The following is a 25,435-nucleotide window of genomic DNA, read 5'->3' as shown; positions in this document are numbered from 1 at the left end:
CCGCTATATGCAACGCCTAAATTAGGTTAGCGATCGCACGAAGTAATTTAGCTGGCTCTACTGGTTTGGTGATATGCTGCCCAAATCCAGCAGCAATTGCCTGTTGATAATCGACTTCACCAGCATAAGCTGTAATGGCAATCGCGGGAATTTTTCCTCCAAGTTCTGGTAACATAGCTCTAATTTGACGAATCAGCATATAGCCGTCTATTTCCGGCATTCCAATGTCGCTTAACAGCAAATTTGGCTGAAACTGCGGCATAATTCGTAGTGCTTCCATCGCAGATGCCGCCTGGATTACTACCGCGCCAGATTGCTCCAAAATGAAAGCAATTAACTCTCGTGTATCCCGCTCATCATCCACAAGCAAAACTTTCAACCCCTTAAAATCGGGCAAATCATCAGCTTGAGAGGCTATCTGATGGCTATTTAGATCGACCTCGATTAACGGTAGCATGACTGTAAAAGTTGCTCCCTGTTCTTCCCCCAAACTTTCTGCTTTAACTGTGCCGCCGTGTAGCTCGACAATGTGACGAACAATAGCTAATCCTAAGCCCAGTCCGCCAAATTTTCTAGTAGTTGCACCATCAGCTTGTCGAAAGTAGTCAAAGACGAATGGTAAAAAGTCAGGGCTAATTCCCTTACCTGTATCACTGACTCGCAATTGAACCTGAGAACCAACAGACTCTAAACTGATTTCTATCTCTCCACCTTGGGGTGTAAACTTAATAGCATTGGAAACTAGATTCCAGATAACTTGCTGCAAGCGACTGGAATCACCTCTGACTAAAAATTTAGAATTTGAAGTTTGGCATTTTAAATTGTTAAGTTGCTTATTAAAATCGATAGACTCTAAATTTATTTGAGAATTGTCTAATCCAAAATCGTTCGATGGTTCCTGAGCCTTGTGGTTTGCGTAGCGTTCCGTAGGTAAGGACTGAGTACCCGCGTCAAAGTCTAAAATCGTAAATCGTAAATCGATTGATTTGGCGTCAGCGGCTAGACGTACAGTTTCTATTGCTGCGGCGATCGCAGTTTCTAGATTTACAGGAGCAATATTCAGACTCAGCTTACCTTGGAGAATGCGAGAGACATCCAGTAAATCTTCGATTAATTGGGTTTGCAGCTTGGCATTGCGCTCAATGGTTTCGAGAGCGCGAGTAGTGGTTGCTTCATCATACTTTTTCGTTTGTAGTAATTTCGACCATCCCAAAATCGGGTTTAGTGGAGTGCGAAGTTCGTGGGAAAGCACCGCCAAAAACTCATCTTTGATTCGATTTGCTTGGATTAATTCTTCTTTCCGTCGCTGTAACGAAGCCATTAACTGAGCGCGTTCCAGAGCAACCGCCACCTGATCGGAGGTTGCTTGTAATAGAGTTATTTCCCCAGAAGTGAAATTGGTACGGGTGCGACTGGCAAAGCAGAGGACACCAAGCAGCTTTCCCTGAGCAATTAACGGTTGACCTGCATAGGCTGTAATTCCTAAAGCATGAAGGATGTTGGCATGGGGATGGGTAGAGTGCGGCACATTATTGACAACGATTTGACAACGTTCTTGCACCACTAGTCCGCATATCCCTTGATTAAATTCCAGGTATTCAATTGCTTGAAATACTTCATCAGTAATACCGTTCCAAGCTACTAACCGGAGTTTCTGCTTATTTTCGTGTGTATCGATTAAATAGTGAAAGTAACAATGCAAATCCATTTGTGCCGAGAGTTTGCTAAACAAGCTGTTCATTAGATCCAAAGGGCGCTCGGTTGAAAGCAAATCACTGGTTGTTTCCGAAAGCAGTTTAAGTCTTTCACTGCGCTCTTGTAAGGCTTGTTCTGCAAGCTGACGTTCGCGAAGGGCATGTTCGCGTTCGGTAATATCAATTGCAACCCCTCCTACCAGGCGTTGGCCAGAGGCATCGGCAATGGGAAACTTATAAACCAAAAATTCGCCAAGGGTGCCATCTGTGCGTGGAGCAGACTCAATCGTTTGAACAACCTGATTCCTTTCGGCAACTATTCTAATGTTATCGAGGAGGGGTTGAGCGATTTGGACTGGGTATAGGTCAAAAATGTTTTTATTGATCGCCTTATTTGTTGCTACATTGAATGTGCTGAAATAAGTTGGACTGAGGTAAACTACACGTCCGTCTGCATTTGTAATCCATGCGGCGGCGGGAATATTGTCCATAAAAGCTTGAAATTGCTCTTGACTCTGACTCAGCGCTTTTTTAGCTTGTTTGAGATCGCTAATATCCAGAATGAATGCGACTGATTCATGCCGAGATTCTCCTAAAAGGGAGTAGCCAACTACAACTGGGACGCTGGAACCATCTTTGCGAATAAATTCTTTCTCATAAGGAGTACAGGTTCCCTTCGCTATTGCTTCGGCAATAGCCAGTTCATCTAAATATTGATACTCAGATGGCGTGATATCAGTCCAGCTTAATCTACCTGCTTGGATATCTTCTTGGGTATAGCCGACAATTCGCAAAAACTCGTCGTTGGCTTCAGTGATGCTACCATTCACATCACCAAAGAGAATACCAACTATATTCGCTTTTACAAAACTCCTGAGCCGTTCCTCACTTGCTTGGACTGCCTTCTCTGCCTGTTTGCGTTTGCTGATATCTGTAGTACTGCCAACTAAACGTACTGGGTTTCCATCAGCATCCCGTTGCACCACTATCCCTTGATCCAAAACATAGATATACTGATTGTTTTTGTTGCGAATTCGGTATTCGGCAGCATAGCGATCGCTATTTACCAAAGCAAGTATCGCCTCTTGTACGCTTGGCAAATCTTCTGGATGGACAAGCTCACACCACCAATTACCAGTTGCTTCAGCTTCTGGAAGGGAATAGCCCAAAATTTGGGTTAACCCCTCGGTTCTTTCAACGCTATCCTGTTCTATATTCCAGTCATAAATCAGACAGTTGACCGCAGATGCTGCTAACTCAAACCGCTCGTTCGCTAACTTCAGACGTTCCTCTTTCTGTCGCAAAGCTCGTTCTACTTGTTTGCGTTCGCTAATATCGCGGAAGAAAATGTCAAGACCATCTTCACTAGGGTAGGCGTGAATCTCCAGCCACAAGTCATACTTAGATGGTAAGTAGTAGTGAAACTCAAAATGGACGGGAATTTGCTCTGCCATCGCCCGTCGGTACTGACGCTCTACATTCGTACCTAATGATATAGGCCACTCCTCCCAGTGCGACTTACCAATGACCTCTGTGCGGAGTTTACCGTTAATTCGCTCTGCTTCGGCATTTTGGTAGATGATTCGCCAGTCCCGGTCTAGAGTAATAAATGCATCACTCATGTTTTCTAGAGTGCGTGTGTTCCGCTGATTGGCTTGCTGTAATGCCGCTTCTGCTTGTTTGCGTTCGCGTAGCGCAGCTTGCTGTTCGCTCAAATCAATAACAAAGCCAATAACCGTTTCTTGAGTATCTCCCAGCATCACAGAACCGAGCAGAACGGGAATGCGATCGCCATCTTTACGAATGTATTCTTTTTCAAAAGGCTTACATACTCCAGTAGTTTTCACTTCTTCCACTGAACGTTCGCTCAAAAGAAGATACTCCGGTGGGGTAATCTCACGCCAGTTTATTTGGTTAGCAGAGAAATCTTCTCGCGTATAACCGATCGTCTTCAGAAAAGCATCATTGGCTTCCATAATGAAGCCGTTATTAATATCAGTGACGATTACTCCAATGATGTTGGATTCTGCCAGGTGCCTAAACCGCATTTCGCTATTTTGCAACAACTTGAAGCTTGTCTCTGCTTTGCGTCTAGCAGTTCGCAACTCTGAAGAAAGCGCAGTAATTAAGAAGGATACTAGTGAGAATGTGGTTAATTGTACCAGGACTTTGAGGCTGAGGAAATCGGAGGAGTAGACTGGATCGATCGAGAAATAGAGTGCAGTTGTCACAGATAAAGCGATCGCTAGCACTCCCAGTCTCATACCGCCATACCAAGCGCTGACTGCCACAGCAGCATAAAATAATGTAAATACGCTCGGATCGAAAACTGGCAGTAAGACTTTTGTCAACAGCATCGCCGTTATCACTGCCAAAATCATCACAATAAAAGCTATGAACCGAGAACGCATCATCAAAAATTTTTCAGGTACTTTCACCATCATCTTAAGAGTCCTCCCGTTGCTCCGATTTTGGGAGATACCCGTTCACTAATCTTTTATCTGCTTTGCCCATCCTCTCTAACATTTCTTCAATCAGCTTGAGTGCCATCTGTGAAGGCACTGTAGATCCGTTCTCCCAACGATTGATTGTTCGTAGGGAAACTCCTAACTTGGCTGCAAACTTTTCTTGAGAAAGATGTAGTTGCTGCCGAAGTTCGCGGATCAAATCTGGAATTTTGAGTGGTTTTCTTAGTTCCATAGTAGGAAGAGTAGGACAGATGTCTCGCCATTCGTCTCCAGCTTGAGGATGAGTTTTAATAATCATCAGTCGTTATCAATTTCATCTTTTGGCGGAACATCAATATTCAGTTGTCAGTGTTCGTGGCTTACTGTTGGCTGTAGAAGGTATATCTAAAATAAACATTAAATTTTGCCTGATATAAGATTCACAATAGTATTGTTTAAGGCAATTTAACTAAATAATTACTAGCGATCGCACACATATAAAAAGTTGGTGGTGTGTCATATTTTCATGAATTGCATTGAGATAAAATTTTCATATTTATTATATATAAAGTATTTATATACAAGCTCGTTTTGTATTGGATGAAAGCTTTTATATCGCTAGTTTATCAACTACGGCAGATTGCAAAATGGTAAGTTACAGATAATCGTAAGGGCACAACATATTGTGCCCCTAGCCGTGTACTTCTATGGTAAGATGGCAGTTACAAAACTAAGAAGCTATAATGCACTTTTAATAAAATTATTTTGCCTAATCCTAATCTTTAACTGTTTTGATTAATCAACACTCCGAAAACTTATTAAACAGTCAACAAGAGAATACACCAGGTGAAGGCTATATATTTAACTGGTTTGATTGGTTTTGTCTTTGGTATCCTCCAGGGTGGCTAATTTTATTCAACCGCCATTGGCAGCACTATCACACCGATCCAGATGGTTGGAATTGGCTAGAATATGGATTATTTTTAATTCCTGGCGGATTTTATCTAGGGTTGCTGAGTCGTTGGTTGCGTCTGGGTTTTCGTTCACCTCGAAAAGAAGTTGGTGAATTCGATCCTAAATATCAACAAGCTTTTCGTAAAGAACTTCTGGCCCCCATCGTTAAATACTATTTTCGGGGAGAGTTGCAACAAGTTGAAAACTTGCCGCCAACAGGGCCATTGATTGTGGCAATGAATCATGCCGGGATGTGTTTTCCTTGGGACTTTTTAACCTTGGGTTATTTATTAAGTGAAGCCAAAGGATGGGTAGTACAACCCATAGCAAATCCAGCATTATTTGAGCATCCTTGGGTGATTTGGTGGCTACCATCTCAATGGTCGCAGGTTTTAGGTGGTGTGCGAGCCGAATTAGATGATTTTGAGGGCGCGATCGCTCAAGGTAAAATTCTCTTATATGCACCCGAAGGTATTCGCGGGCCTGGTAAAGGTTGGAGAAGACGCTATCAACTAGAAAAGTTTAATGTGAGCTTTATTCAGTTGAGCGATCGCTACCATATTCCCATTCTGCCAGTAGTTTGCATTGGTAGTGAATCTCTGCATCCTTGGGCTGTTAATTTCACTAAGTTACAACGACTAGTCAAACTACCATTCTTACCTTTGTCGCCTTTGATGTTTGCCTTACTTCTATTTCCGTCAATGGGAGTTTGGGCAATGAGAACTCGTTTGCGTTACTTTATTGGCCCTTTGCAACCAGCAGGATTGAGCAACCACTTAAAGAAAGGGCGTGCAGTAGCCTATCAACAGGCACAACAATTACGAGAAAAACTGCAACTTCAAATTAATCAATTTTTGGGTAAATCTTAAGAGGTTGTTTGAAAAGTCCTCTTCTGGGTAACAAAAAGTTTTAGATCCCCCTAAAGCCCCCGATAAATTGGGTGTACAGTGACAAATTAAATGGCGTTGAGATAAATTTACGTCATCAATGCAAGCCTTACCGACTTTAAACTTGCAACTATTGCTGTTGATATAGCTTAGACCTCTTGCAAAAATATGTTTTTGCACTCTTAGGGAAAAGGGTAAAGGTTAAAGGGAAAGGATTTTGAGTTTCTTTACCCTTTCCCCCTTACCCTTTCCCCCGACTTTTGCAAGAAGTCTCTTGTAACTTTCCCTGTGACTTTTCAGCTTAACGATTTTTGAGTACAAGTTTTACAGCCCTGATGACAGTAATTTGGCATCATAACAAATAAAAAGTCACTGTACAAATATCAATTGATGGTACAGATGCTTCTTCTTTTGTGATAGCGTGAGCGAGAATTGCCACATTTGTTTTAGTTCCCACCACAGCTTGTCCGTTCGTTACCAACACAACTTGTTTTGTTACGAATGCTTATCCGTTAGTAACGACAACTTATGCATTCTTACCAACACAACCTGTTTTGTTACCAACACTTATTCGTTAGTAACGACAGCTTGTCTGTTTGTTATTAACATAATCTGTTTCGTTACCAATGCTTATCCGTTAGTAACTGACTCGACTGAGGAAGCACCGAAACGATAGCCTTTGCCATAAACTGTGTGAATCAGCGTAGTTTCCTTACCTACCTCAATTTTACGGCGCAGCAAACGAATTAATGCCGCAATTACATTACTACTGGGTTGTTCTGACTCTTGCCATAAATTTTGCATAATCTGGGCATGAGTCAGAAGTTGTCCAGTGTGTTCCATAAAGTATTGCAACAACTGGCTTTCTTTTTGGGATAGCTCAATTATTCTTCCTTGGCGATAGGCTACTTGATTTTCACAATCCAGTTCTAAATCAGCAACGGTTAAACGTCCGGTGGTGGTTTCATAGGTTTGAGTACCGGAACGACGCAATAAGGCACGAACTCTTGCTAATAACTCCCGCAGCTCAAAAGGTTTCACCAAATAGTCATCAGCACCAGCATCTAAACCTTGTACGCGGTCATCAAGAGTATCTTTAGCTGTAAGAAACAATACGGGAGTAGTTTTGCTTTGGCGTCGCAATTCCTGACAAATCTCTAACCCCGTTTTTCCTGGCAGCATCCAATCTAAAATAAGTAGGTCATAACTGCCTGCCTGTGCAAGTTCGCTGCCAGATGTCCCATCATAAACGGCATCTACGGCATAACCCTCACGAGTTAACAAACGGCTCAAAGGTTGAGTTAGTTCAACTTCATCATCAACTAATAAAATTCTCATGCTGCTTGTGGTAAGCATATAGAGATATTCTCAATATTATTCAACTGCCAAGACGCTAAGGATACCAATAAAAAAAATGCTGACTGTTGCATTGCCAAAAGGGGAACTACTTAAAAATAGCATCCGCTTGCTACAAGCTGTCGGATTAGATTTTAGTGCTTTTTTAGATTCAGGAACTCGCCAACTTCAAATTCCTGACACTAAGGGAGTTGCGAAAGCTTTACTGGTGCGGGCGCAGGATGTGCCGGTTTATGTGGAATATGGTCAGGCACAACTAGGGGTTGTTGGTTACGATGTGTTGCGGGAGAAGCAGCCGCAAGTTGCCCACTTGGTAGATTTGCAGTTTGGTCATTGTCGGATGTCAGTGGCGGTAAAAGCATCAAGTGCTTACCAATCGCCTTTAGATTTACCACCGCATGGTAGAGTTGCTTCAAAGTATGTAAATTGCGCTCGTGAATATTTCCATAGTCTGGATTTACCTGTAGAAATAGTGCCATTGTATGGTTCAGTAGAGCTAGGCCCAATTACTGGTATGTCAGAAGCGATCGTAGATTTGGTTTCTACAGGGCGGACTTTGCGCGAAAATGGTTTGATTGAAATTGCTAGTCTGTATCAAAGCACGGCGCGATTGATTGCTCATCCTCTGAGTTACCGCCTAAATACAGGTAATCTGAGTGATGTGATTAGCAATCTGCGGGAGGCCGTTTTGGTAGGGGTTTAATATCATCTAATTCGTAATCCGCTTCTTTAGATGCTCGTTCTTAGCTAACGCTGTACTATTTGTTTGTAGAGCGTCTCGTATTCAAGTGACTTGCAGATAAAAAAATACTCAACTGTTATACCAATTCAATTAATGATTGCAGCACATCCTTGAGTAAAGACGCGATGAATCGCGTCTCTACAAATGGTCTATTTGTTGCATTCTTTTTTCAAATTGGTATAACTTTTGGCTAACAATTAGCTTTTAAAAGCCCTTACCCTTTGTTGCATAAGCCTTGTAGAAACTCACCGCATACAAAGATTAAATTTTTTATTTAACCCCTCAGCAAATTGAATCAAAGTTATATTTATATTATTTTTGCAGACAAATTAATATTTTTTGAACGTTACAATTTGATGCGATCGCCAAGAATTTAACCAGTATTATTTTGAATAAATATTGATAATTGAAAGTAATTTAAAATTATTATTAACAAGTAACTTGATAATATTCAGTCCAAAAAAGTAGGTGAAAATATGTTTCAAGCTACTCGCCGCCGTCTTGCAATTTGGTACACTGCCGTCACTGCTGTATTACTACTACTGTTTGCCAGTGGCGTTTATTTATACGTCCGCAGTACACTAGTTGAGCGAATTGATGACACCCTTAACCATGTAGTGGAAATAGTAGAGCGTTGTCTGACAACCAGTGGTTGTGCATCTACACTAATATTTGAGCCAATTAATACTGATGCAGATAAATTTCGCATTAACGTAGAAGCCAGTTTTGGCGATAATACCGACGCTGTAGAAGATGACCACATCGACCTAGAATGGTTTAGTCCAACTGGTAAATTACTTTGGTCAACGTTATCTGAACCTTTAAATATTCCCATTCGTGTCAATCGCACTGGTGAAACTGTACGCGTAGTAAAAGCAGAGAGTGAAAATTCAAAATTCAAAATTCCTAACTCCCCACTCTTATTACGACAAGTCACCCAACGCGTAGAAGTGAAACGACAAGTATTAGGATATCTGCGTGTTAGTCATCCCTGGTTTGAAGTTACTAAACCTAGTCGCCAGTTAATTTTTGATTTGGCATTAGGTATTGGGTTAATGGTGCTTTCCGTAGGTGCAAGTGGTTGGTTTCTTTCGGGTAAAGCGATGGAACCGGTGGGTGAATCTTATCAACGTCTCAAACAATTCACTGCTGATGCTTCCCACGAACTGAGAAGTCCGATCACTTTGATTCAAACTAATGTACAAGTTGCCCTTGCTGACTTGGATTTAGCAGAAACAGAAACGACTACTTCTTTGCAATATCGACAACAGTTAAAGGTGGTGGAACGGTTAACACAGCGGTTGGGTAAGTTAGTCAATGACTTACTCTTCCTAGCAAGGCAGGATAGTGGTATTAGCAAAGATACTTTTTCACCTTGTCCGTTGGACGCTTTGCTAATAGAAGTGGTTGAAGAACAACAATTGTTAGTCCCTGAGAAAGAAATTACCCTTTCTCTAGACTTAATTGATCCTCCTATCTCTGAAACTAGCCCCGAATTACTGGAAAATTGGTTCACTCTTGTAGGTAATTGGGATCAATTGGTGCGGCTATTCACAAATTTAATTGCTAACGCTTTGCATTACACTCCAGCAGGTGGACAGGTGAAAGTGGAATTGGCGCGGATAGAAGGAATAAATCGTGTTTCTGGATTACGTAACACCAGTGCCCAGTTGCAAGTTAAGGTGAGTGATACCGGAGTTGGAATTCCAGCGGAAGCCCTACCACGCTTATTTGACCGCTTTTATCGAGTAGATCCGGCACGTACTCATAGGACGGGGAATACAGCTACAGCCAGCGCTACAGGTTCAGGATTAGGATTAGCGATCGCTCAAGCTATTGTCGAACATCATCACGGTCATATTCAAGTTGAAAGTACCCAAGGCATTGGTACTACCTTTACTATCACTTTACCAATAACTCTTGAGTCTTAATTTGCTAATAAATTTTTATTTCCTGTGATAGATGTAAGATTTTAATCAATTCAACTTAACTTTAGTTTTTAGCGAAGAAACTTATTTTCTAGCGGTATATTGAATTTTACTTTACAAAAATGTGCTTAATGACAATGGTTAAGATTGTAAATCTTGAGAATGAAATATTTTAAGTTTTTTAGATTATTTCTTTGTCCTTAGCTAGATGCGATAAATCGATTAGCTTGGTAAATGTTTAGATGTACTCAACAACCGATAAAACCTAATTTAATTTTCGGCTGGAGAATTTTTTTAGTAAGAAAACAAATTAAATTTTTTCTAGGAGTCAAGAATGAATATGAAGTCTCAAAATTTTCGCAAGTCTAGCAAGTTATTTGGCGCTCTTTGTGGGGGATTGCTAATTAGTCTGCCAGCAATTCCTCAAGCATTAGCACAAGAATCTACTGTCAAGGTTAACCCAAGACCCAGTATTTTTAGCGAACCACCCTACAACCGCTCTCAGGCTCCCGGATCGCCGGAATCAGGTGTCACACCACCACGCCCAGTTCCTCCAACTGAGGGGCAAGTATCTCCCGTACCACCACGCCCAGTTCCTCCGGCTGAAGGGCAAGTGTCTCCCATACCACCACAACCAGGTGCTAGACCACCACGCCCAATTCCTGGCGATCGAACTCAACAGCCTTTACCACCGGCGGTTTCCAATGACCAACAACCACTGGCAGAACCACGGCAAACCCCCAGTGCAACGATCGCACTCAGTAATGGTATGGTTAATATCAAGTTGGTGAATAATACTGCGGCTAAGATAACTTTCCAAGTGATTGGCGATACAGCACCGCGATCGCTAGAAGGTAAGTCAAATGTAACGCTGCAAGCTTTAAAAGCACCAGTAACAGTAACATTTGAACGACAAGATGGCGGACAATTAATAGTGACTCCACAAGGTTCTTCAGAGCCAGGAAGTTTGGAAGTTACATTTAAGGAAGCCACGAATGCAGCACAGGGCAGAAGTGCGATGAGAATTGAACGAAGCGGTTCAGTGTTCTTGAATTAGTAGAGCTAAGGCGTGGGTTCACTTACAATACGGTTCGGATAAGCATTTTGAACTCAGAATAGGGTTTGGGGAAAAGGGAAAAGGGTAAGGGTTAAAGGTTTTTTATTCCCCTTTCCCCTTTACCCTTTCCCCTTTAACCGAACCGTATTGGGTTCACTTATACAAAACTGTAGGGACAATTCATGAATTGCCCCTACTTTCAATGATGCAAAATATTTTCGGTGTCTTATTGCTACTTTCGCTGAAGCATTTTAGTTAATTGATCCCGCAATTGCACTTCTTGCCTGCTATCTTGCAATGTCCGCGCCAGTATAATTGCCCTTTCGTAAAAATTGCGGGCAGTTAAGTAGTTACCTTGTTGCTTATATAACTGGGCATAAGATTCAAAAGATTTTAATTCTTCGCGTAAATTTTGTAATTCTTTCGCGAGTGCTAAACGCTGCTCTAGTAAGTCAAAGGCGCGTTCGTAACGTCCTACAGCAGTGTGAGCCGTAACTAAACCGTCAATTGCCCGTAATTCATTGGTGCGATCGCGGTTAGTTTTAGCTGTCCGCATTGCTTCACCATAAGTAGCAATGGTATCTTGATAATTTCCAGATGCTAAATAAGCATCTCCTAAGTTATTCAAGGTATTTGCTTCACCGATGGCATCGCCAGTCTGACGGCGGAAAGTTAAAGCATTTTCGTACAGTTTAATCGCCTTGTTATAATCTCCCAACCTAGCATTTACCAAGCCCAAATTACTCAAAGACAGTCCTTCACCTTCAATATTTTTCACCCCGTGAGCAATTGTGAGTGCATCTGCAATTGTTTTACCAGCAGCAGCAAATTCACCTTTTTGCAGCAGAAATGTACCAATATTATTCAGTACAAAAATCTGAGATTGGAAGTCTTTAGTATCACGAGCGATCGCTAATCCTCTTCTGAAAGCATCTTCTGCCTCTTTTGAACTACCAAGCTGCACATAAGCCTTAGCAAGCAAATTGTACGTCAGACCTTGTGCTTTCAGGTCGCCAATGGAATGATATAGTTCTAATGCCCGCAAACAGGACGCAATTGTTTTGTCGGCATATCCTGAAGTGTATTCTTGTTGACCAATACGCAGCAAGCTGTCTGCTTCATCTCTTGATTGTCGCCCAACGGAATTATTTAAAGGGCGATGGAGTTGTTCGGAAATATCAACTGCACCCGCTACAGGACTCAGCAAAAAAGCAAACAGTAAAAAGCTGTGTAAAAGTACCTGGGGAGAAGAAATCGCACTTACACAAATTAAGCCTACCTTTGGGCAGGGAAATACAAGCCGTTGTTTCATAAAAATTACCCGTAAAGTTGCGGGTTTAAGTAGAAGGTCTAAGAAGAAGTTTTAAGTTTTAAAATTGAAGACAATTAATATACGCATTTCTACTTAAGTTGTGATTGAGCTAAATCTTCCCCAAAGTATATGGCGCGGATATCTGTGGGCAATTTGTCCTCTAGCATACGATAGCCTTCTTGGAGAAAATTGGCTACTTCGTTAGGAGCGATCGCTTCTCCTTCAGCTTGTAGATAAGCAGCGATTCTAGTTTCACTCCAGTGGAAAGTTTGAGCCATTAATACAATTAATCGTAAAACTGGCGGTAGTTGGTCTAACGCCTGTTGTACATAGCACCATAGCGGCGGTGAAGTCGCTTGCAGAGAATAATGAATTGCTTCTGTGGGTGGTAGTTTAATCTCATTTATACAGAAAGCTGTCATATTAATTAACCAATTCTGCATGGTTAAAGCTTCCTCACCTGATTCAGAGTCAGTTAACTTGAGTCCACCGAGTTCGTAATAAATATGTCGCCAAGTAAGGGCAAACAGATAATCTGCCTGCACAGGCGATCGCGCCGAATGCCGAATTAAGGTGTAAACTATGGGGCTATAGCGGCAAAAAATCACCGTAAAGTACTTTCCAGCATCTGGATAGCGCTGAAATAGAGTCAGTAGTTCATGGTCACTGTGATGGAACAGCGACTTCACCAGTGGGTGATTAGCTTCGGGAAAATGAGGAATTTGCACAAGTCTTGGAGTTGATAGTTGTTAAAATAGTTTTGGGAATTGCACTCCCCTAGTAGTCTGCCAACCCAAAATTGTTAGGTGAGGGCTGGGAAAAGGTTAAAGGTTAAAGGTTAAAGAAGTAAACATCTTTTCCCTTTCCCCCTTGCCCTTTACCCCGCCAAGTTTCCTTGGCGAACTACTAGTTAATCGCATAATATCTTGGTGTTGCTCAGTTTGTAGATGAGACTCAGACTAGTTGAGTATTGATAAACTAGAAACAAGGACTTAATTTTAGTCTTAATCGACAATCATAAAATCAACTCTCTTAAAGAATCCTTATTTGTTCATGGTTATAGCAGTTAGTGTCATATCGTTCCTGCTCAGTCCCCTTACTTTAGGCTCCTTTCTGCCTTCCCTGCCCTTAGATAGCCTGTTCTCCACCCAAGGCATTATGGTGATGCTGCTAGCAGCTTACGCTGGTGCCATGTGGATGTTTCTCACCAGTGCCCCAAAAGTACACACTGTAATGGTGTCAGATTTGGAGATTGCCCGACAGTTGTATGAAGGGCTGCTAGATTTGCCAGCAGCTGAGGTGCCATTGCACTACTACTACAACTACGAACAAACTATAGGCGCAACTGGCATCGATCCGTTATATATGTCTACCGGGCCGAGCTTGTCTAGCAAAATGATGAATAATGCTAACGATGGGCTGTGGTATCAATTGAAGAAAAACACCCAGCTACACGTCATTACTGGCGCGAGTTTAGGTAGCAAAAATCAGCAACGCCACGTTTGTTTTGATCATGACTGCCTGGAAATGATTTTAATGCGAGTCGAAACGCGCGGTTTGAAATTAAAAATTCGTAATCACAAACCTCTGAACTTTTTGGTCAAAGACTATGAAGGGCGCGTTATTGAGGTGGCTGAAGTAGCGAATTAGTTTTGAGGTTTTAGATTATTTGAGGTTGGGTTTGGCGTAGCTTGCTACCGTAGGCATCGCTAAACCCAATATTTATTTTTAGATTTTGGATTTTCGTGCAAGTGTTACCGCAGGGGTAGGTAAGTAGATAGGTGTAAATAAAGTGGAAAAAATGTACACATCTCACCTATATGAAACAGATTTCTATGATTGGACGCAAAAGCAGGTTAGCTTGCTCAAAACTCAACAGTGGGAACAACTAGATACGCTTAACCTGATTGAAGAAATTGAAACTTTGGGCAGAAGAGAACGGCAAGAATTGCGAAATCGGCTGGGAGTATTGCTAGGACATCTACTAAAATGGCAATTTCAACCTGAAAAACGTAGCAATAGCTGGTTGGGTACAATTCGAGAGCAACGTGTTCAAAGTAAGCTGCTTCTGCAAGATAGCCCTAGTTTGAAACCCTATCTTGATGAAGTTTTCTTCAGTGTTTATGAACTAGGTTTGGCTTTAGCGATTCGAGAAACTGAGTTGGGTGAAAATATTTTTCCAGAAATCTGTCCCTACACTTTAGACCAAACTTTGAATCCTAAATTCTTACCAAATTTTAATCAGGTTGATGAACAGGGCGAGTAATTGCCCCAATACTATTATTTTCTTACTGTAAACCGTGGCAAATAAAAGCAGCCCAGTAATGAGGATCTGAAAAAGGAAATTGCTGAGTAGAGTTTTCGATTTTTTTAATTTGTCTGTTCAATTTAGTATACATATTATATTCAATCTTCCATTGTTGATATTCGATAGAATCTGGAGGATATTTTTTTCTATTTCCTATCAGTTCTTTTTCCCTTGCTTCTACTTCCTGAAATATTTTATTTAGGTCTAGTTTTGTAAATTCTCGTAGCTGAATTTGGGCTTTATGTAATGCTTCAGGACGGTTTTTACCTTCTTGTCGCAGCTGATAGTAAAAAATGGAAAATAATGCTGTGGCTAAATCATTGACTGACCACAGAGTACTAACTACACTTCTAGCACCAGCACACAAAAACCCTGTGGAGAGAGTAAAAATATCATCAGTTAGAGAAGGAATACCCAAATTAGTTTCGCAGCAAGACAGAAATACTTCTACAAGTTGAGGTAAACGCCAGCTTGGTGTCATCAACTGTCCCAAGGTGATGCTACCATCAGCTAATTTTAACTGTGATTCTAAGGGATTATCGAGGCGAGATTGGGCATGATGGCTGGAATGAAGTACTTGAACTTGTTGTGCTAACTGTCGATACTTGTTAGAGGTAGCTTGACTGCTGCCAATTAATCTGTTTTCTGGTGGAATGTTATACATTTTGGCGAGTTGTTCGCCTTCAAATCTGGCACAGGGAAGGTTATCTTCAGCATCTTCCACAGTTCCATATTGTAGAGATATTTCATTAAATGCCCTTACATTGTCGCGTTGTTGACAAAATTCTAAAATTTGGCAGCTTGGGGTGTAACGAATGAGAAATTTATCTCCTAAATATTCCTGATATTCTCCTGTAGGCAAAGCAACGAACGGAATCTGATGTAGTAATAGGTGAGGTACTAAAATTAACTCTTTTATTCCTTCAATATGTTGGTAAATGAGTTCAGATATTTGTAGGCGTTCAGCTAATTCGCGGAGAATACTATTAATTTGAGTTTCCCATTTTTGGGAATCATTCATATAAGGCAATAACCAATTCTGGCTAATCCAGCCTTGCAACGTATTTAAGCCTTGTCCTGTGCAGGTGTGGAGAGTAATCTGGTTTTGCTGGACGACAAAAATATGGGTGTCGCTGTTGGTAGTGTAGAAACTGAGGATAGCTGTATTTGGTTGATCAATTAGCTTTTGAATTTCTGACAAGCTGAGAGGGTTAACTTGAATTTCGCCAGCTAATACGGGATCTTCGCGTCTGAGATTTTCCCAAACTTGTTGTTTTTGGGTTTCTAGAGTGGCGATCGCTTCATTATAAGCTTCCCAAGCAGCGCGTGTTTCACTACGGTTATTTTCAGATTTATGACTTTGGCGTTCTTGGTCAATTTGTCGTTGCAGTGCTTCATACTGCTGCAATAATTCTTGAACTTTTGGGGGGATTTCTTCGCCTTGAGAGAGGTTGTAGCTTGCCATTAAGTCTACTAGGCGTTTGGAGCGCGATCGCTCGGAGTATTCAAAAGCTTTTTCTATTTGTCCGGCGTTGATACAGGCTTGCACCATGCTTTCGTAAATGCCGATGGATTCTTCCAGAATTTCTTGGCGACGTGATTCAGAAGTTGCCCAAGTACGGATTTGTTCAACAGCATCAATAGCGTTATTGTAGCCTTTTATAGCTTCATTCCATAATGTAATAGCAAAAGCTATGTTTCCCAATTTTCTTGAACATCTCAAGCATTCTTCAGGAAGAGAAGTAGGGGTATAAATTTCTAAAGCTAATTGGAAACACTCGATAGCTTCATTTATTTTTTCTTGTAGAAGATAAGTGTTACCTAAACTAAATTGGGTCATTGCCCAATCCGCTGGAAATGCTACCCTTGTAAATATTTGCAAAGCTAAATTATAAGCCTGAATTGCTGCTCCCAAATCTTGTGTATGCTTCTTTTGATTTGAGTCACTGTAGAGATTACCCAAGTTATATTGGAGTGTAGCCCAATCGGCTGGAAACGCTTCCCGTGTAAAGACTTGGAAGGCTGACTCGTAAACATTCATAGCCGCTTGCAAATTATTTGTCCGGTTTCCATGCACCCTTTGACGATAGGCAATAGCGAGACTTTTTTGAGTTTTAGCCCAAAATTCTGGTGAATTTTCCTGTGTATATACTTGTAAAGCTACTTCACAAGCCTTAATAGCTGCTTCTAGATTTTTTGCCCGATCTCCTTTAATACGAGCAACATATGTACTACTTAAATTAAAGTGAGTTTTAGCCCATTCTTGGGGTAATTCTTCCAAGGTGCGAATTTGTAAAGCCAATTTATAAGCTTCGATAGCTGCTTCTAGATTCTCGGCTCGATCTCCCTTAATGCGTTGATCGTAGGCACTACCCAAATTATCTTGAGTACTAGCCCATTTTTCAGGAAATGCCTCTCTAGTGCGCACTTTTAATGCCAATCTGTAGGCATTAATCGCTACTTCCAGATTTTCTGCTCTATTACCCAGTATCCGCTCATTGTAAGCAGTACCAAGATTATTTATTATTGTTGCCCACTCTTCTGGAAATGATTCCTGTGTAAAGACTTTTAAGGCTAATTGGTAAGCCTCGATAGCAGCCTCTAAATTTTCCGCTCGGTTTTCTTTAATTCTATCGCAGTAAACATTAGCAAGATTAGTTTGCAGCACAGCCCAATGTTCTATATGCCACTGCTGTGAGCAAGCTTCTATTGCGAAAACAGTTAGTGCCATCTTGTTGCCTGTGAGGGCAATCTCTAAATTGCTTGCTCTGCTGCCAAATGGAAAAGACTGGATTTGTATGCTGAAGTCGGAGATGACTAATGCAATCTCTTTTGCCCTTGACGGTTCGACTTTAGACAGTTCATCTGTCGCCCAAATTTGCAGTACTTTAGCAAAATTGTCATCTAGTTTTTCTAAGTTATTTAGGAGCAGCGAGTTTAATGCTTGTGGGTTGCCCCAATTTACCGAAATTGTATTCAATATTTTAAATAAGAAACTGAAATAGGCTTTTATTCGTTGTTTGTCCATTCCTGAATTACTCACTCTAAATTTTGGCATAGCAAGCTAGGTAGCACAGCACTACGCTGTAGATCAAGCAAGTTAGTTGTGCTGAGGATTGGACTTACAGCACCTTTTCAGAGATTTTTCACAGCTTAAAGTACATTACCTACCACTAACACACTGCTTGAGAGCAATTTGCTCAATATCAAATTAATCGACTTAGCCTTTATTGTCATCCTAAAAATCTGCCAACTTTTCTAGCAATTCTTCAGCTAAATCCAACAACTCAATTTCATCAACTTCATCACTACTTCCACGATTACTTTCTCCACACGCCACATTAGCAGCCAAAACATTTTTGACAGCAAAAATCCTATCTTCTTCAGATAGACTCAAACATTTTTCCAACTCTACAGCAACTTCTTGGATTGTCCTTGAACCCAAATGCTCTCTCACTTTCACAGCTACCGGATCGTCACTTTCGAGCAGTTTGACCAAAGCTGTTCTCAGTCCATCATCTTCGCCAGAAAACTTCTCAACAGCGACACGCACATATTCCCGGACGCTCATGTTTGCCGCCAATGCTTTTTGGAAAACTACATCTGGTACATCTACCAGCAACACACCTTCGTTATCACTAGCTTGATATAAGTCATCTCCTTGTTTAACGGCTACCAGCAAATCTGCACCCAAGGTATGTAAATAGTGCAACACCGATTCCAACTCATGTTCCTTTAATGCTGACTCCAATTTGGACACAGCCGCCTGCTTTACTCCCAGCTTTTCCGCTAACTGTGCCTGAGTCAATCCTGCTTTATTACGTATTTCCCGCATGGCATCAGTAAGATATAGACGCAGATACTCTAACTTTCCCGCCAAAATCACTTCTGGCTCATCGCTTACCTTCTCCTGCAACCAAGCTTGAAAATTAGGTTTTTTCATCAATTTTCCCTCTGCTGCAATTCACGTAATCTTACTCTTGCAGGCTCTTTGTCTCTATCTTTAATAGCGTTGTCGTATTTCTTCATAAAGGCGTGCAGCACTACAAACCGTTGAGGAGTCGCAGCCGTTAATATAAACCTTGGATTATGTTCGCTCTTGGTCATGCGTAACTCATACAGGTCATCTTCGAGTTTCTCAAAAATGCCACTTGTGAGTGATGCGAGTCCTTTATTACACAGGTAGCCCAGGTTAACTTGCAAACGCCTGGTTTCGGAAGGACTCAGTAATGGCTTTGGTGGATTTTCTAATTGCTCCTCTTCAGGAATCATCCTAATGAAAAAAGCAAGCAAATCTTTGGGGATTTCCCCATTGACATCTTGATAAAGTTCCCAAGTCCAATTCACTTCCTACCTCAAAGTATAGTATTCCTTATAAGGAATGTCAAGATATTATTCTTTATAAGGAATATCGCATAGATTATGGAAATGCAACTAAAATGTTCCATTTCCACTCAGGCTAAAATAGGTAAATCCCCTAACAGAGATGATTTATGAACCAGCCGATATCTGAGAGAGTGCGCTGGACTACCGCCGACTTAGAGTTGTTTCCAGATAACGGGAATCGCTATGAAATTATCGACGGAGAATTATTTGTGACTAAAGCGCCCCACTGGAAGCATCAAAAAACTTGTGTCAGAATTAGCACTTCCTTGGATAACTGGTCACAAACTACTGGTCTGGGAGAAGTTGTGACTGCTCCAGGAATAATTTTTGGCGATAATGATAATGTTATTCCCGATGTTGTCTGGGCTAGCAACGAGAGATTGCCTTTACTTTTAGACGAGGCGGGGCATTTGACTGGTGCGCCAGAACTGGTTGTAGAGGTGTTATCTGCTGGTAGTGAAAACGAAAAGCGGGACAAAGAACTAAAACTTAAGCTCTACTCATCACGAGGTGTCAGAGAATATTGGATTGTAGATTGGCGCAAGCAACAGGTGGAAGTATATCGACGCGAACAAGCGAGTTTAAAGTTAGTTGCTACGTTGTTCAATGGTGATGAATTGAGTTCACCCATATTGCCTGATTTTACTTGTGCGATCGCACAACTATTTAATTAATATAAAATTACTAATTACGAATTAGTTAATTGTGCTGTAAAAACTCAATTTTGGGCAATAACGGGTCAGTCACAATACCCACACCGCTAAAACCCCAACGTTTGAGCAAGTTTCCCAATTGTGTACGCGCAATAGATTCAACAGCAAAGCGATTTGCCACTTCTGCTGCGTGGGTGTTGAGATAGCTAAGGGCGTCAAAGTTCTCCTGAAACAGCAATAAATAGCCCGATGTTTCAGCATCAGGACGAGCTATAAGATAATTCCCGTCAGTTTTTGAGCGCACTAAGTAATAGACATCGGACAGCATGGAGATGAAGTTTGTTGGGGAGAAAAAAGTCCTTAAAATAAAAAACATAGAGGAATATCGCACAACTTTAATTTCCGAGTATCCCTCATTGCTTTAATATCTACAATGTAATGTGAAATAAATATTTATCCAAATTTGCCGCTGACGTAATCTCTAGTATCTTCCTGCTGAGGATTGTTGAAAATTACTTCTGTTGCATCATACTCTACCATATAGCCATTACGGGTTCCTGTTTCGGAAGTCCGAACATTAAAAAAGGCTGTCTTATCAGAAACACGCGCTGCTTGCTGCATGTTATGGGTGACAATGACAATCGTATATTGCTCTTTAAGTTCGTGAATCAGTTCTTCAACACGCAAGGTGGAAATAGGGTCAAGAGCGGAGCAAGGTTCATCCATCAGGATAATTTCAGGTTGTACTGCGATCGCACGAGCAATACATAACCGTTGTTGTTGTCCGCCAGATAAAGATGAACCGCTTTGCTGTAGTTTATCTTTAACCTCATCCCACAAAGCTGCTTTTCTGAGACTGCTTTCTACCAATTCATCCAAATTACCTTTATAGCCGTTAATTTTGGCTCCAAAAGTAATATTGTCATAAATTGATTTGGGAAATGGGTTTGGTCTTTGAAACACCATCCCAATTCTCCGACGCACTTCTACAGGGTCGATGTCGGATGCATACAAATTCTTATCGTAAAAAAGTATTTTACCTTCTGCCCGAAATGACTCAATAAGGTCATTGAGACGGTTATAGCATCGCAATAACGTACTTTTACCACAACCAGAAGGGCCGATAAAAGCAGTCACCTGATTTTTCGGTATATCTAGCCAAATATTCTGTAAGGCTAAAAACTTGCCATAGTAAACGTTGAGATTTTCAGTGCGTAAAACGGTATCAGTGTCATTCACTGTCCTAGTATTGGTAGCCATAAATTAATTTAGTGTTTTTTTAAGCGATGGGGATCTGCACTGTGGATGGTTGCTGACTAAGCTTTTTTGCGAGTTACCCAGCGAGCGATGATACTTGTGATTAGAACCATCAATACCAAAATCAAAGATGCTGCCCAAGCTAGAGATTGCCAATTTTTAAACGGAGAAATGGCGTATTTGTAAACTAAAACAGCCAAAGAAGCTGTCGGTTGGAATAAACCATCTGGCCAAAAGTTAGAAAATAGAGCAGTAAATAGCAAAGGTGCGGTTTCTCCAGATGCTCTGGCGATCGCTAGCGTTGCCCCAGTTACAATAGCTGGTAAAGCTGCTGGTAAGACTACTTGACTTACAGTTTGAAAGTTAGTCGCTCCCAACCCTACAGATGCTTGTCGCAAATCTTGCGATACTAACTGTAACGCTTCATCAGTAGTTCGCAGAATAATTGGCAACATCAAAATTGCCAGTGCAAACCCTCCAGCTAGAGCTGAATACGATCCTAAGTTCAACTTTACCATTGTCAAAACTACAATCCCATAGGCAAATACCCCAGCAATAATGGAGGGGACTCCGCTAAGGACGTTAGCTGCAAAACGCACCCATCTAGCTACTTTCGCCGAACTAAATTCTGTGATGTAAATCGCCCCTAAAACTCCAAAGGGGATACTAATCAAGGCAGCAATTCCTACCATCAGCAGCGTGCCTAAAATTGCATTACCAAAGCCTCCTCCTTTTTGGAGAGCTTTGGGTGGCAATTCCACAAACACAGCCAGATTCAGACTGCTAAAGCCTTTAATAATCACATAAGAAAGTACTGCTAACAAAGGAACAAGTGCCAATACTCCGCAGGTAAAAGCGATTACGGTCATCACTGTATTAAACAGTGTTCTTTGAGACATGGCGGAGCGAGTTAAACTGCGCTCTGGAAAATTAGAAGTCATAATTTAACCCAAAACTAAGCTATATTCGCTTGACTCTCAGAACGATAAACTCTGCCAGAATATTGACTACTAGTGTCAAGAAGAATAGAATTAAAGCCGCATACATTAAAGCCGAAACTTGCAAACCACTAGCTTCTGAGAATTGATTTGCCAGTAGAGAAGAAATCGTATTGGCTGGTGCAAAAAGAGAGAGACTGATGTTGTTGGAGTTGCCAATTAACATCGTTACAGCCATTGTTTCTCCCATTGCACGGCCAAGTCCTAACATCACAGCACTAACTATGCCGGAAAAGGCTGCTGGGATAAGAACTTGCAAAATCGTTTCCCAACGGGTTGCTCCTAGTCCTATAGAGGCTTGGCGCAAGCTGGGGGGTACAGAAATCAAGGCATCGCGGGATAAAGCTGTGATAATGGGCAAAGTCATAATCGCTAAGATGACTCCCGCCGGTAACATTCCTGGTCCTGTAGGAGAAGTGCTAAAAAATGGTAGCCAGCCAAAGTAACCATTGAGCCATTTTCCCAAGCTGGTTAATATTGGCACCAAAACGAAAATACCCCACACGCCATAGACAACGCTGGGAATAGCTGCGAGCAGTTCTACCGCAAAAACCAGTACCAGTTTCACTTTTGCAGGTAAAAAATCCTCGCTCAGCACAATGGCAGTACCAACACCAATTGGTACTGCTATCAGCAGACCAATAAAAGAACTCACGAGAGTTCCATAAATTTGAGGTAGCACCCCATAGCTATCATTAACCGGATTCCAAGTGGTATTGGCTAAAAAGCTGACGCCAAACTGTTGAATTGCAGGCCAAGCACCAATTGCAACCTGCGACCCGATCCATAATAAAGTACCAGCAACCCCAAAAGCGAAAATTTTAGTCAGCCAAATAAAACCCAAATCTAGGGATTTTTCGGCGTCAGAGCGATTTTTCATCGCTGATGACAGATTTTGAGAATTTGTAGTCATGAATACCGACTTTCAGAATTAAATCAGAGAAAAATATGGGAGGCAACCAGATTAGTAAAATTGTCGCCTCATCATCTATTTAAACTGACTTATACAATAGTAACTCCGTGTCCAAAGTTACTACTGGATAGGCATGTTTTATTGCTTACTTACTTGCTAGCGCTATTACCACTGGCAACAGAAATTTTGTACTCTGGACTGATTTGGTCAGCAGCAGCAGCTACCTTTGTAATCACATTTGAGGGGAGGGGAACATATCCTAATGCACTAGCCTGCTTCTGTCCATCAGTTAAAGCGTATTCAATCGCAGCTTCGATCGCCTTGGCTTTTGCCGCATTGGGATATTTCTTGTAAGCTAAAATCCAGGTGTAAGTGACGATGGGATAGGAATCAGCCCCTTCTGGATCGGAAATGAAGGAGCGGAGATTTGCGGGTAGAGCTACTGATTCGAGAGTTTTAGAAGCTGACTCTTCACTAGCTACAACAAACTTACCGCCTTTATTTTCCAAAGCAGCAAACTTGAGACTATTTTGTTTGGCATAGCCATACTCGACATAACCAATGGAACCTTGAGTTTGTTGGATTTGGGCAGTAACACCCTCGTTACCTTTAGCACCTACTCCCTTAGGCCAGTTGACGGTTTTGCCTTCACCAACTTTACTCTTCCACTCAGGGCTGATAGCGCTGAGGTGTTTTGTGAACACACCCGTAGTTCCGCTACCATCAGAACGATAAACAACCGTTATTGCCTCTTTAGGAAGCTTTGCACCTGGGTTAGCCTTAGCAATTTGGGCATCATCCCAAGACGTGATTTTGCCTAGTAGAATATCGGCGTAAACGGCTCGTGGTAGCTTGAGTTCTGGAACATCAGGCAAATTGTAAGCCAACACGATGCTACCAGCAGTCACAGGTAGTAAAATAACACCTCTATCTGCTGGTACTTTCTGGATTTCTTCATCCTTCATTGCGACATCGCTGGCACCAAAGTCTACAGTGCCTTTGATAAATTGTTCAACTCCAGAACCGCTACCAACTGATGCATAGTCAACTTGCAGATTGGGATATTTTTTGTTTAAATCTGTGAACCAGGTATCGTAAAGTGGTGCCGGAAAAGACGCACCAGCTCCGCTTAACTTTACGGTTCCGCCAAGGTCTAATTTAGCTGGGCTAGAGGCAGTAGTATCTGTAGCAGTACCAGAAGGCGTATCCTTGCTGGCTGTACTATCTGGTGTTTGTTGTCCGCCACAAGCCGCTAGGCTGATTGTCAGTGCTAACACTGAAATTGAACCTGTGAGGCGATGAGTTTTTATTGCACCAAGACGTGAGAGCATCGCTATCAATTTTTTAGTAACTTTTCAGGTGAGCGTTTCTAAGATACTCCCAAAGCACAACAATAGAGATTAACGAAAGGTTAACAAAGCAAAAAGATACTTGTTTTTTTGATGAAGAGCAAACCCTTATTTTTAGTTTTTATTTGATAAATTTTATACTCTTACTTTAAGTTTAGGATAGAAATATTACTACCGTAAGTTTGTTATACCTATTTACAAAAATTTATTATTAGTGTAATTTCATTGGTCAAGTCATAAAAAAATATATAAAGATTAATTAAGATTAAGCATTAAACACTTTGTAGCCAAATTTAGGCCCTGCTCTGCAAAACTAGTATAAATACTAATATAAATAATGTTAATTGACCATATTTTAGGTTAAATACCAGAATTCACAGCACGCCTCAGCCAAGAAAATCAGATAATAGACACCTCAGCGACAATTCGTAGAACTGAAAAATTACATACCAAAAAGGCAAAAGAAAATATGCTAGTTCTTAAGATGTAAGCACAAATTTCATTTCAATATTAATGAATATACTAGTTGCTGTTGGTTTTCCCTTTTGCTTTTCCTTGGTTGCCTGATAAATGTTTGCTGCTTCCAATCAATTACTATGGTCTATGATTGGCTTACTCCTGACAATGGGTGGTACCTTCTTAGAAGTTTATGGCATCACCTTTCCTTGGACTTGGAGTCAGCACGGAATTCAGACTTTTTCTTTAGGTGTCACTTTTCAAATTGGCGCAGTATTATTGGTGGGTTGTTTAGGAGGCAAAAATGCGGGTGCGCTCTCGCAAATTGCCTATTTAGTCATGGGGTTAACCTTATTACCAGTATTTGCTGATGGCGGCGGTATTGGTTATATCAAGCTATCTCAGTTTGGCTATCTACTAGGCTTTATTCCTGGGGCTTGGATTTGTGGCTTAGTTGCCTTTAAAGCAAGACCCCGACTAGAAACTCTTGCCTTTAGTTGTGTCTGTGGCTTGTTAACTCTCCACATCTGCGGTATTACTTATTTGATTATTAGCTATTTTTTTCAGTGGAAAGGCACAGAAAATCTACCCTTGATGCAAGCAATCCTTAGATACTCCTGGTTTGCACTACCAGGTCAACTAACCGTGGTCTGTGCAGTTACTGTAATAGCATATATATTGCGTCACTTAATGTTTTATTAGTTCATTGCCTTTCGTCCTTTGTCATTTGTCAAAAGC

22 protein-coding genes are annotated in these 25,435 nt (G+C 41.2%); 8 read left to right on the top strand and 14 right to left on the bottom strand.

Features of this window, described 5'->3' with window-relative positions; all coding sequences use genetic code 11:
• Positions 1-16: 16 nt before the first annotated feature.
• Together V7K53_RS33910 and V7K53_RS33905 are read right to left on the bottom strand one after the other, a co-directional pair.
• Positions 17-4,138 carry a PAS domain S-box protein gene (locus V7K53_RS33910; RefSeq protein ID WP_335201808.1) on the bottom strand — a complete coding sequence of 1,374 codons (4,122 nt, stop codon included), beginning with the start codon at positions 4,136-4,138 and terminating at the stop codon, positions 17-19.
• A gap of 1 nt (position 4,139) precedes the next feature.
• Complete coding sequence (locus V7K53_RS33905; protein WP_335201806.1) at positions 4,140-4,460, bottom strand: helix-turn-helix domain-containing protein; 321 nt, start codon at positions 4,458-4,460, stop codon at positions 4,140-4,142.
• A 472-nt stretch (positions 4,461-4,932) separates the two neighbouring features.
• On the opposite strand from V7K53_RS33905, the gene V7K53_RS33900 reads away from it, so the two are divergent.
• Entirely contained in the window at positions 4,933-5,964 is a 1,032-nt protein-coding gene (locus V7K53_RS33900) for a 1-acyl-sn-glycerol-3-phosphate acyltransferase (protein ID WP_335201804.1), read from the top strand.
• Between the two features lie 370 nt (positions 5,965-6,334).
• Here the strand turns inward: V7K53_RS33900 and V7K53_RS33895 are convergent, their stop codons facing one another.
• Positions 6,335-6,466: a hypothetical protein gene (locus tag V7K53_RS33895; protein ID WP_335201803.1), complete on the bottom strand. Its 132-nt coding sequence runs from the start codon at positions 6,464-6,466 to the stop codon at positions 6,335-6,337.
• Positions 6,467-6,612: 146 nt separating this feature from the next.
• Positions 6,613-7,320 (bottom strand): two-component system response regulator RppA, encoded by a 708-nt coding sequence (gene rppA / locus V7K53_RS33890; RefSeq protein ID WP_335201833.1) that lies wholly within the window; start codon positions 7,318-7,320, stop codon positions 6,613-6,615.
• A 76-nt stretch (positions 7,321-7,396) separates the two neighbouring features.
• On the opposite strand from rppA, the gene hisG reads away from it, so the two are divergent.
• The 3 genes from hisG (at position 7,397) to V7K53_RS33875 (ending at position 11,065) form a co-directional block, all read left to right on the top strand.
• Positions 7,397-8,041, top strand: coding sequence for an ATP phosphoribosyltransferase (hisG, locus tag V7K53_RS33885; protein WP_335201802.1), 645 nt, complete (start codon positions 7,397-7,399; stop codon positions 8,039-8,041).
• A 515-nt stretch (positions 8,042-8,556) separates the two neighbouring features.
• Positions 8,557-10,011: a sensor histidine kinase gene (locus V7K53_RS33880; protein WP_335201801.1), complete on the top strand. Its 1,455-nt coding sequence runs from the start codon at positions 8,557-8,559 to the stop codon at positions 10,009-10,011.
• 331 nt (positions 10,012-10,342) lie between these two features.
• On the top strand, positions 10,343-11,065 hold the full coding sequence (locus tag V7K53_RS33875; protein ID WP_335201800.1) for a hypothetical protein: 723 nt from the start codon (positions 10,343-10,345) through the stop codon (positions 11,063-11,065).
• A 232-nt stretch (positions 11,066-11,297) separates the two neighbouring features.
• Here the strand turns inward: V7K53_RS33875 and V7K53_RS33870 are convergent, their stop codons facing one another.
• Positions 11,298-12,377, bottom strand: coding sequence for a tetratricopeptide repeat protein (locus V7K53_RS33870; RefSeq protein WP_335187213.1), 1,080 nt, complete (start codon positions 12,375-12,377; stop codon positions 11,298-11,300).
• 89 nt (positions 12,378-12,466) lie between these two features.
• Complete coding sequence (locus tag V7K53_RS33865; protein WP_099101733.1) at positions 12,467-13,105, bottom strand: RNA polymerase subunit sigma-70; 639 nt, start codon at positions 13,103-13,105, stop codon at positions 12,467-12,469.
• A gap of 325 nt (positions 13,106-13,430) precedes the next feature.
• Here V7K53_RS33865 and V7K53_RS33860 point away from each other — a divergent pair, with 325 nt between their 5' ends.
• Together V7K53_RS33860 and V7K53_RS33855 are read left to right on the top strand one after the other, a co-directional pair.
• On the top strand, positions 13,431-14,027 hold the full coding sequence (locus tag V7K53_RS33860) for a glyoxalase-like domain protein (RefSeq protein ID WP_334839267.1): 597 nt from the start codon (positions 13,431-13,433) through the stop codon (positions 14,025-14,027).
• 151 nt (positions 14,028-14,178) lie between these two features.
• Positions 14,179-14,643, top strand: coding sequence for a DUF29 domain-containing protein (locus V7K53_RS33855; RefSeq protein ID WP_335201832.1), 465 nt, complete (start codon positions 14,179-14,181; stop codon positions 14,641-14,643).
• Between the two features lie 22 nt (positions 14,644-14,665).
• Here V7K53_RS33855 and V7K53_RS33850 read toward each other — a convergent pair whose 3' ends face one another.
• The 3 genes from V7K53_RS33850 to V7K53_RS33840 all read right to left on the bottom strand — a co-directional run bounded on the left by V7K53_RS33850 (position 14,666) and on the right by V7K53_RS33840 (position 19,032).
• On the bottom strand, positions 14,666-17,665 hold the full coding sequence (locus V7K53_RS33850; protein WP_335201799.1) for a CHAT domain-containing protein: 3,000 nt from the start codon (positions 17,663-17,665) through the stop codon (positions 14,666-14,668).
• A gap of 258 nt (positions 17,666-17,923) precedes the next feature.
• The gene (locus tag V7K53_RS33845) at positions 17,924-18,628 is read right to left on the bottom strand and encodes a helix-turn-helix domain-containing protein (protein ID WP_335201798.1); all 705 of its coding nucleotides are present in this window, start codon (positions 18,626-18,628) and stop codon (positions 17,924-17,926) included.
• Positions 18,628-19,032 (bottom strand): type II toxin-antitoxin system RelE/ParE family toxin, encoded by a 405-nt coding sequence (locus tag V7K53_RS33840; RefSeq protein ID WP_335201797.1) that lies wholly within the window; start codon positions 19,030-19,032, stop codon positions 18,628-18,630. Before V7K53_RS33840 ends, V7K53_RS33845 begins: the two co-directional genes overlap by 1 nt.
• A gap of 146 nt (positions 19,033-19,178) precedes the next feature.
• Here V7K53_RS33840 and V7K53_RS33835 point away from each other — a divergent pair, with 146 nt between their 5' ends.
• Positions 19,179-19,745, top strand: a complete 567-nt coding sequence (locus V7K53_RS33835) for a Uma2 family endonuclease (RefSeq protein ID WP_335201795.1) — start codon at positions 19,179-19,181, stop codon at positions 19,743-19,745.
• Positions 19,746-19,770: 25 nt separating this feature from the next.
• Here the strand turns inward: V7K53_RS33835 and V7K53_RS33830 are convergent, their stop codons facing one another.
• The 5 genes from V7K53_RS33830 to pstS all read right to left on the bottom strand — a co-directional run bounded on the left by V7K53_RS33830 (position 19,771) and on the right by pstS (position 24,223).
• Entirely contained in the window at positions 19,771-20,052 is a 282-nt protein-coding gene (locus tag V7K53_RS33830) for a hypothetical protein (RefSeq protein ID WP_289795754.1), read from the bottom strand.
• 125 nt (positions 20,053-20,177) lie between these two features.
• Positions 20,178-20,984: a phosphate ABC transporter ATP-binding protein PstB gene (gene pstB, locus V7K53_RS33825; protein WP_322694172.1), complete on the bottom strand. Its 807-nt coding sequence runs from the start codon at positions 20,982-20,984 to the stop codon at positions 20,178-20,180.
• A gap of 56 nt (positions 20,985-21,040) precedes the next feature.
• Entirely contained in the window at positions 21,041-21,922 is an 882-nt protein-coding gene (pstA, locus tag V7K53_RS33820; RefSeq protein ID WP_292738472.1) for a phosphate ABC transporter permease PstA, read from the bottom strand.
• A gap of 19 nt (positions 21,923-21,941) precedes the next feature.
• Positions 21,942-22,892, bottom strand: a complete 951-nt coding sequence (gene pstC, locus V7K53_RS33815; protein WP_335201793.1) for a phosphate ABC transporter permease subunit PstC — start codon at positions 22,890-22,892, stop codon at positions 21,942-21,944.
• A gap of 149 nt (positions 22,893-23,041) precedes the next feature.
• Entirely contained in the window at positions 23,042-24,223 is a 1,182-nt protein-coding gene (gene pstS, locus V7K53_RS33810) for a phosphate ABC transporter substrate-binding protein PstS (protein ID WP_335201792.1), read from the bottom strand.
• Between the two features lie 588 nt (positions 24,224-24,811).
• Between pstS and V7K53_RS33805 the strand changes: the two genes are divergently transcribed.
• Complete coding sequence (locus tag V7K53_RS33805; RefSeq protein WP_335201791.1) at positions 24,812-25,399, top strand: biotin transporter BioY; 588 nt, start codon at positions 24,812-24,814, stop codon at positions 25,397-25,399.
• The last annotated feature ends 36 nt before the right edge of the window (positions 25,400-25,435 follow it).

Origin of the sequence: Nostoc sp., assembly GCF_036917355.1 — a bacterium.
Classification (GTDB): Bacteria; Cyanobacteriota; Cyanobacteriia; order Cyanobacteriales; family Nostocaceae; genus Nostoc.
The sequence above is the reverse complement of the archived record's forward strand: the minus strand, read 5'-3'. Positions and strand labels throughout refer to the sequence as shown.